The organism is Nodosilinea sp. LEGE 06152 (genome assembly GCF_015207525.1).
GTDB lineage: Bacteria > Cyanobacteriota > Cyanobacteriia > Phormidesmidales > Phormidesmidaceae > Nodosilinea.
In genome coordinates this window covers 79,694-87,778 of sequence record NZ_JADEWR010000023.1, presented here as the reverse complement: position 1 = coordinate 87,778, position 8,085 = coordinate 79,694, and the positions used below count along the sequence as shown (strand labels likewise).

Sequence of the window (8,085 nt, the reverse complement as noted above, 5' to 3'; positions counted from 1 at the left end):
GGGGGGGGGGGTGGGGGGGGGGGGGGGGGGGGGGGGGGGGTGGATGGGGGGGGGGGGTGGATGGGTGGATGGAGGTTGTTGATTCATTGGCTCGCCCACTTGCTGACTCACCTACTTGCTCACGCGCCGATGCGCCGACGTCTTCATACCCAAACCATACGTCGTCAAATTCTACCGACAGTACCCCGGAGGGTAGAACCGCCTGACCGCCGGGGTTAACTTGGGGTTGATGCTTCAGTAAATCTTGAATTCGCTGGATGCTGGCCTGGGCTTGCTGAAGCTGCTCTAGTTCTTCGCGGATGCGTTCGATGGGGTCTTGGAGCAGGGCGGCGTAGTAAAAGAGCAGGTAGACGGTGCCGATGGTGATGGCAGCTTGGCTCCAGAGATAGGCACCGACCGCGAGGGCGATCGCATTGCCCACCGTAAACAGCCCCACCGTGCTGCCCCACAGCAGGGTGCTGGTAAAGCGGGCCTGGTGAAAGGCCGCCAGCCACCGCCGCAAAATTTTGTAAAACCTGTCCATCACGTAGCCGGCGGCTCCGTTGGCGCGAATGTCTTCGAGGCCGCTGAGGTGCTCGGCCACAAAGCCGTAAAATTCGGCGCTGATCTGGCGGTAGGTGCGCCAGGGGCCAACGGCCAGGGTTTGCAGACTGCCCAACACGCCAAAGGCCACCAGGGCAAACAGGCTCAGGCTCAGCCCCGCCCGCCAGTCCTCGAACCATAGAATCGTCAGCACGCCGACCACCAGCAGGCCGTTGCCCACCACCTGCAGCACAAACTGCGAGAAAAAACGCGACAGGGCATCGACATCGCCATCGACTCGCTCCACTAGCTCGCCGGGGGTGTGGGCTTTGTGAAAGGCCAGATTCAGGCCCAGGGCGTGGCGGGCCAGATCCAGGCGTAGGGTATTAGTCGCCCGCCAGGCAATGGTTTCGCTGAAGTAGGTGGTGGCGATCGCGAGTCCCTGCTGCAAAATTGCGATCGCCATAAACGCCCCCGCCGCCCACAGCAGTGATTGCTGCTGCCCACCCGCGATCGCCGTGTCGATGAAGTAGCGTAAGATCTGAGGGTTCAGCAGCTGCAGGCCAATGCCCCCCAGCAGGGCGATCGCCAGCCCCCAAAACCGCCTCCGCTGCGGTTTCAGATACGTCGCCAACATTGTTCGATACCCCTGGGTTGCTGCCCCCATAGCGAGCCGACCTCGCAAGAATCCAGTCCACAGCCTACCGCTTCGCCCGTCCTAAAAGGATTCCTAACCGGATTATTTTGGCTCTCAGCGGGAATTGTGGGGTGGAAGTGCCGTGCTACAGACGCGCAGCACCCAGCCCGGCTGCACCTGTGTCAAGGCCGTGACTCGTCACTGGGCTATGGGCTGTTGCTGTAAGGTGACCATTTACACCTCAGTGTCCAGCAAAGGTCTCATTTCAGCACCGGGGCAGGGAGCAATTGCAAGCTCGTTTTCTGATGGGTGCCTGTAACCAATTTCCTCCTTACTGAGAGATAAACCCAGTGACCAGCAGGGGCAGCAAAATCAGCGCGGTCAAAATTACCATCAGGGTCGGCACGTCGATTTTGAGCACGGTTTTCTCAGACGCTGCAGGATTGCGTTTGGGAGAATTGGGATCGGCCATAGCGGTTGAACCACTCCGGTTAAATTACCTGAGTTTAGTGCTAGGGTATCGCCCCCAACATCGCTCGTACGGTAGGCCACCTGCACCGCGCTGGTTTGCCCCAGGCGATCGCCCCAGGGCAACTTCGGCTCAAACCCTCGCTGCTGGGGCTATCAACTCCCACTCTCGATGCATCAAACCTCCTCCTTCTACTGGTCTCAAGGTTGCTCTTGCGATGGAGATGCCGCCAATCCTCGCTAACTACGCTGTAGGGATATAAATCGGGTTTGATCAAGGAAATACAACCTATGAAGCCAGTCATTGTTGTGCATGGTGGAGCCAAGGACATTGCAGTCGACAAAATGGCTGCAAATCAGGCTGGTTGTTTAGCTGCGGTAGAAGCCGGTTGGCAGGTGCTACGGCAGGGGGGTTGTGCAGCCGCTGCGGTTGAAGCCGCCATTTGCGTCCTTGAGTCTGACCAAACGTTTAATTCAGGCTTTGGTTCAACCATGAATAGTGACGGAGAGGTTGAAGTCGATGCCGCTATGATGGCAGGGGTTACTCTGGCCTGGGGGGCCGTGGCGGCGGTGCAGGGAGTGCGACATCCCATCAGTGTGGCCCACAAAATTATGGAAGACAAACCCCGGCTGCTGGTGGCTAAGAGCGGGGAACGCTTTGCCCTGGAGCATGGGTTAGAACTGTGCCCCAAAGAAGACTTGGTGAGCCCAGAGCAGTACCAGGAGTGGAAATCGGGGGTTGAGGTTGTAGATCGCCCCAACACAGTGGGCTGTGTTGCTCTAGATGTTAACGGTAACCTGGTAGCGGGCACCTCTACCGGCGGCACAACGGGTCAACCCCAGGGCCGAGTAGGAGATACCGCCTTGGTGGGCTGTGGGCTGTACGCCGATAACCGACTGGGGGCTTGCTCAACCACAGGCGATGGCGAGTCCATTATTCCAGTGGTGCTAGCCAAGACGGCGATCGATGGGTTAGCGGCGGGCAGCCATCCCCAGCAGGCCGCCCAGCAGGCGATCGACACCCTAGTGGAGCGAGTGGAAGGAGAGGCGGGCTGCATTTTGCTCGATCGCCAGGGCAGAATCGGCTGGGCCTACAATTCGTCAGCCATGGCGATTGCGTATATGACCGATGGCTTGCCAGCACCAGTTGTGTTCACCGGCCAGGAGCAGCCTCAGTCAACCGCTGCGATCGCATCGTCGGGTGGCCTTCATTGACCGCCAACAGCCACTGCGGCGACAGGTCGGGCTGCAGGTAAGCGTCCTTAAACCGACTTTAGGTCCAACTCTATAAGTATTGCGAAATATTGCGATTAGCCCTTAGGCCACTCCGGTTGTAGTACCTGAGTCTAGCTCTAGAGTGTCACCCAAAGCCTCGCCCGTGTGGTAGGCCGCGATCAGCACCTCGCTGGTTTTACCCCAGGCAATATCTCCCTGGTGGCTGAGGGCGATCGCGCCAAAATCCCGCCCGTGCTCCGCCGCTTCCGCAAAGGATTTAGCAAAGGCCGCACCAATATCCATGCCATCGGTTACTCGCACGACAATGCGGGCCGCCAAGCACTCATCGAGAATGTCTTCGCCAATGCCCGTACAGCTCACCGCCGCAACGTTAGTGGCGTAGTTGCCTGCCGGGGTTGCCGAGTCGCTCACCCGACCCAGTCGCTCTAGGCCTTTACCCCCAGTGGAGGTGCCCGCCGCCAGACGACCCTCCATATCTAGCACCACCACCCCAATTGTGCCCCGCCGACTCTCAGAGGCTGCAGGTAGCTCAACGGCCTCCGCGACCACCCCAGCCATCGGGCTTTGAAAATTGTTGGCCCGCTCCTGCATCCATTCTTTCAGGCGCAGGTCGGTGACTGGGTCAAAGGGGGCAATGGCCATCTCGCGGGCTAGTTCAGCCGCCCCCAGGTCAGACAGCACGCGATCGGGGAAGGGCTGCAGGTAGGCTGCTAAATCAATTGGGTGCCGCACCCGCGACACATTGATAATGCCGCTAAACCGCTGAGCCTCACCATCCATTAGCCCGGCACTCATGCGCACCTGGCCGTCAGATTGCAGCACCGAGCCGTAGCCCGCGTTGAAGTGGGGAGAATCTTCCATCAGCTGGCAGCCCAACACCATGCAGTCGCGGGCGCTCGCTCCGGCCTCGGCTTTGCCATAGACCTGCTTGACGATACTGTACAAATCTTCGCGCAGCGCTACCAGTCGCTCCTTATGGCCGTGGGAGCTGCCGGCCCCCCCGTGGATAATGACCTTCGGTAACGCTTGCGTCATGATACCTGCCCCTTAAAATGCTTCTTAATTTTAAGGGGTCGTTCGCTGTAGGACTGTAGCGTGGACCATAGGTTTACCTTAGCGGCGGCGGCGGCAGCGATCGCTGCAATACTTCACCTCATCCCAGCAGTCAGCCCACTTTTTGCGCCAGGTAAAGGGGCGCTGGCACACCGGGCACACCTTGGTGGGCAGGTCAGCCTTAACTCGCTGTTTCGGCACCTACGCCTCCTCAGCCCAGGCGGGGTGAGTCAGCAGCGAGGCCATCATCCGCACGCCCCGCAGCTGATTAGACAGCGGTAGATGACCGTCAGGAGCGCTCAAATCCCACACAAAGCCGCCGGGGTAGCGGGTCCAAATGTTGTCGTCTTTCCAGGCCAGGCGCGGCCAGAGTTTATCCCAGTTTTGACCCAGGCTGAGCCAAATACGCCGCTGCACCGAAAAGCCAAACTTGCCCTCAGAGTAGGCCAGCCACAGGCGATCGATGGTCTGCAAATCGACGGTCGAAAACTGCTCGACCTCTGTGAAATAGACCCACTTGCGCTTCACCGCCGTCGGCCCCGCCAGCTCACACAGTTTCGCCAGAGTGAGGCGATCGGCGGCTTCAAAGTCTTGCTGAATCAACAGCTCTTGCAGCGGTCCGTAGTCTATGCCCTGCTCCGACGGCATCTCCAGCCGCCCCTGGGGCCAGTGCTGGGTCAGCAACCCGCGCAGATTTTCCTGCTCTGTCGCGTAGAGCATCTGAAAAATTTTGCCGTCTAAAATCGTGGCGGGCTGATCTTTGCGCTCAACCAAGGCAGTGGTCAGCACCTCAAGACCCTCCTGCCCCAGGGCCAGCAGTTCGTGCACCGCCGAAAGCTGCTTTTTAAGCGAATCGCCCCGCAACCGATCGCGCAAATCCACTAGTGTGTCGCTGTCCGAAACCATAGATACCGCTAACGTCAGCCATAGAAGTGCCCTTTACCCATGATATGGCATCAGTGGCGGCCTTTTGATGGGGAGGTGGGTGGGAGGGTGGATGAGTGGATGAGTGGGAGGGTGGGTGAATTTTGGACTTGGCACTTCCGCCTTCGCTATCTACCTCACCTACTCTTCCCCTCCCTCCGGCATCCGGTAGCCCTGCTCAAAGGCAAAGCGCACGATCTGCGATCGATTGTCGAGGTTGAGTTTGGTCAGCATGTTGCTGAGGTGAGTCTGCACCGTGCGAGGGCTGAGAAAGAGGCGTTCGCCAATTTGTTTGTTGGTGAAGCCCTGCACCACTTCCCAAAAGACCCGTTCTTCGGCGGGGGTAAGGGGTAGGGGAGTAGGGTTGCTCGTTTTTTCGGCCATGCGCTCTAGGGCGCTGTGGAGGCGCTGCGATCGCGCGATCGCCCCCTTCACTTTGGCAATCAACTCCTGAACCGAAAAGGGCTTGACCAGGTAGTCGTCGGCTCCCAGCAGGTGGCCCTGTACCCGGTTGTTGACTTCTCCCAGGCTAGAGAGAAAGATAAACGGCACCATCTCCCCCTCAGGTTTGGAGCGCAGTAGATGACAAAATTCAAACCCATTCATGCCCGGCATCATGACGTCTGACACCACGACATCGGCCACCCTGGTTGTAAATAGCTCTAGCGCCTCCTCCCCCGAAGTCGCATTTACCACGTCAAAGCCCTGGTCTTGCAGGCGTCGGGTCAGGGCCAGCTGCATGGTGGCGTCATCGTCAACAACTAGAACAGTGCTCATGGATCCAGAACTCTAAAGGTACACAAGACAACGGGATAGCAGGGGCAGGAAAAACGGACCGGGGGCAGCGTTACGGCTATGCCATTTAGAAGGCTCGGATCGGAGTGAGATTTAGACCAGAAGGGCCGCAGCGCAGCCAATTCGCGGTCTCGATCAGTTGACCAACCCATCGCGATCCAGGGATTCTAGGCCCAAACCTAATTCGTTGCTAAACGAGCAAAAATGTGGGTTAAAGCGCATTAGACTATGGGATGTTTTGTCGTTTGCGGACAATTTGCGATGTACGAACGGATCACTCCTCCGACAATAGGCGAACGCATCACCTTCAAAGATGGCGAACCGGTTGTACCAGACACGCCTATCATTCCCTACATCCGCGGCGATGGAACGGGGGTAGACATTTGGCCCGCCGCCCAGCGAGTGTTTGACGCGGCGGTGGCTGCAGCCTACGGCGGCAAGCGCGAGATTGTCTGGTTTAGGGTTTACGCTGGCGACGAAGCCTGTGAGCAGTACGGCACCTACCAATACCTGCCCGACGACACGCTCAAGGCGATTCAGGAGTACGGCGTGGCGATCAAAGGGCCGCTGACAACGCCAGTGGGCGGCGGCATTCGATCGCTCAACGTGGCCCTGCGGCAAATCAACGACCTCTACGCCTGCGTGCGCCCCTGCAAGTACTACGCTGGCACGCCCTCGCCTCACCGCAGCCCTGAAAAGCTCGATGTGATCATCTATCGAGAAAATACTGAAGACATCTACCTAGGCATTGAGTGGAAGCAGGGCGACCCAATCGGCGACCAGTTGATCAAACTTCTCAACACCGAGCTGATCCCCGCCACCCCTGAGCACGGCAAAAAGCAAATTCCCCTCGACTCAGGCATTGGCATTAAGCCAATCAGCAAAACCGGCAGCCAGCGCCTGGTGCGCCGAGCCATGAAGCACGCCCTGCGCCTGCCCAAGGACAAGCAGCAGGTCACCCTGGTGCACAAGGGCAACATTATGAAGTACACCGAGGGGGCCTTTCGCGACTGGGGCTACGAGCTGGCCACCAGCGAGTTTCGAGCCGAGTGCGTTACCGAGCGCGAGTCGTGGATTTTAGGCAACAAAGAAGCCAACCCTAACCTCTCGACCGAAGACAACGCCCGCCAAATCGAGCCCGGCTACGATGCCCTAACGCCTGAGAAAAAAGCGGCTATCCATGCCGAAGTCGAGGGCATTCTCGCCGCCATCTGGGACACCCACGGCAACGGCCAGTGGAAAGACAAGATTATGGTGAACGATCGCATTGCCGACAGCATCTTCCAGCAGATCCAGACCCGGCCCGATGAGTACTCCATTCTGGCCACCATGAACCTGAATGGCGACTATCTGTCGGATGCGGCAGCGGCGATCGTCGGCGGCCTAGGCATGGGGCCAGGGGCCAACATTGGCGACACCTGCGCTATCTTCGAGGCTACTCACGGCACCGCCCCCAAGCACGCCGGGCTCGATCGCATCAACCCTGGCTCCGTCATTCTCTCTGGCGTGATGATGCTGGAGTACATGGGCTGGCAAGAGGCGGCGGATTTGATTAAGAAGGGTCTGGGGGGCGCGATCGCCTCCCGCGAAGTCACCTACGACCTGGCTCGTTTAATGGAGCCACCCGTTAACCCGCCGCTGAAGTGCTCGGAGTTTGCTGAGGCGATCGTCCGTCACTTCGACGACTGAGAACGCATTAAGGGGCCGGGATGACGGTTCCCCTGTAGGGGCAAACGGTTGTTTGCCCTGTCAACCTGGGCGAATAACCCCGAACCGCACGGTTTGGGTGAGGGCAAATACCATTTGCCCCTACCTTTTGAGGCGATCGCCTACCACGGCCAGCCCCGCTCCCAGCGCCTCGGCCAGCGTGCCCACCAGCCGATACAGGGCCACCGCGMTNMGCAYWWCYYSMSCRSANMKCNTRWCKWRCMRCWGGNGYGANNGSKAWCGSCNCAWWCRCCYCCNRYMCCMMYGGTSYNTNCCWGSTRYYRYCAGCCCYGSYMGYYANNCCMKGCTRRMNCANRGCTKACCACCGGCAGCCAAAGGTGAATGGGGAGGGGGTTGACAGCGCTAATCACCAGCCCAAACCCAAGGCCTCGCAGCAGCACAAAGCCCAGTTCACCCACCAGGGGCCTGAGGGGGTATCGGCGCAGGGCGGCGGGGGCCAGCGGTTCTGGGTTCTGATCGTTGACCTTGGCCCGCCCCAGTCGATTTATAAGCGGGTTGAGCCAGCGGGGGTGAACCGCTCCCAGCACCAGGCCCAGCACCGCGATCTGCCCCGGCCAGTAGCGGGTGGGGCTAGCCAAACCCAGCAGCAGGGCGGCGGCGGCCATGAGCAGGGGCTCTAGCACTACGCCGACAATCGCTGGCCCTCGGGCCACGCCGATTTCTCCCAGGGCACGCACCCGGCCAAAGAAGTGCCAGACATTGCCGGGCAGGTATTTCAGCAA

At 59.6% G+C, this 8,085-nt stretch carries 8 protein-coding genes; 2 read left to right on the top strand and 6 right to left on the bottom strand.

Annotated elements, in window-relative coordinates:
• Together IQ265_RS24365 and IQ265_RS24360 are read right to left on the bottom strand one after the other, a co-directional pair.
• The coding region (locus IQ265_RS24365; RefSeq protein WP_278002852.1) for an ABC transporter ATP-binding protein at window positions 1-1,189 on the bottom strand (1,189 nt) is incomplete at its 3' end.
• A gap of 301 nt (window positions 1,190-1,490) precedes the next feature.
• A complete protein-coding gene (locus IQ265_RS24360) occupies window positions 1,491-1,631 on the bottom strand; it encodes a hypothetical protein (protein ID WP_194058426.1) in 141 nt (46 codons plus the stop codon).
• A 287-nt stretch (window positions 1,632-1,918) separates the two neighbouring features.
• Between IQ265_RS24360 and IQ265_RS24355 the strand changes: the two genes are divergently transcribed.
• Window positions 1,919-2,842 (top strand): isoaspartyl peptidase/L-asparaginase family protein, encoded by a 924-nt coding sequence (locus IQ265_RS24355; RefSeq protein WP_194058424.1) that lies wholly within the window; start codon window positions 1,919-1,921, stop codon window positions 2,840-2,842.
• 102 nt (window positions 2,843-2,944) lie between these two features.
• Here the strand turns inward: IQ265_RS24355 and IQ265_RS24350 are convergent, their stop codons facing one another.
• The 4 genes from IQ265_RS24350 to IQ265_RS24335 all read right to left on the bottom strand — a co-directional run bounded on the left by IQ265_RS24350 (window position 2,945) and on the right by IQ265_RS24335 (window position 5,617).
• Window positions 2,945-3,898: an isoaspartyl peptidase/L-asparaginase gene (locus IQ265_RS24350; protein ID WP_194058422.1), complete on the bottom strand. Its 954-nt coding sequence runs from the start codon at window positions 3,896-3,898 to the stop codon at window positions 2,945-2,947.
• Window positions 3,899-3,976: 78 nt separating this feature from the next.
• A complete protein-coding gene (locus IQ265_RS24345; RefSeq protein ID WP_194058420.1) occupies window positions 3,977-4,117 on the bottom strand; it encodes a DUF2256 domain-containing protein in 141 nt (46 codons plus the stop codon).
• Window positions 4,118-4,822, bottom strand: a complete 705-nt coding sequence (locus IQ265_RS24340) for a GUN4 domain-containing protein (protein WP_194058418.1) — start codon at window positions 4,820-4,822, stop codon at window positions 4,118-4,120. It lies immediately after the preceding gene.
• Between the two features lie 159 nt (window positions 4,823-4,981).
• Window positions 4,982-5,617, bottom strand: coding sequence for a response regulator transcription factor (locus IQ265_RS24335; protein ID WP_194058416.1), 636 nt, complete (start codon window positions 5,615-5,617; stop codon window positions 4,982-4,984).
• A 279-nt stretch (window positions 5,618-5,896) separates the two neighbouring features.
• On the opposite strand from IQ265_RS24335, the gene IQ265_RS24330 reads away from it, so the two are divergent.
• A complete protein-coding gene (locus IQ265_RS24330) occupies window positions 5,897-7,324 on the top strand; it encodes an NADP-dependent isocitrate dehydrogenase (RefSeq protein WP_194058431.1) in 1,428 nt (475 codons plus the stop codon).
• Window positions 7,325-8,085: the final 761 nt, after the last annotated feature.